The sequence below is a fragment of the Marinagarivorans sp. genome (genome assembly GCF_982758155.1).
On sequence record NZ_CEXWTU010000388.1, the window covers coordinates 2,188 to 2,480 of the forward strand.

Annotated in this window: 1 protein-coding gene; it reads left to right on the forward strand. The window is 48.1% G+C overall.

Features of this window, described 5'->3' with window-relative positions:
* A partial coding sequence (locus tag AC3A8L_RS21145) for a hypothetical protein (RefSeq protein ID WP_487964261.1) occupies positions 1-293 on the forward strand: 293 nt, incomplete at both ends.

Below are 293 nucleotides of genomic sequence, written 5' to 3' on the forward strand. Positions count from 1 at the left end.
TGGAACCCCCACGAAGGCGAACGCACCAGTACCAACTTCCCCATTGCGGGTAGTTATCGTGCAATTGGTTTAGATTTACAAGGCGCCAGCCCCAAACATGCGGCCAAGTTACAAGCGGAGCTAGAACACACTAAAGCCGCGTTAGAAAGCAGTGATGAAACCCAATTAGCCGCACTGACCAAACACTCATTAGTGGGTAACTTGTTATACGCCACCGTCTTTAATTATTTCGCAATGAATGATTTACAAGACCAAATCGCCGCACAAAGCGCCAATATTCTCACCCACCGCTT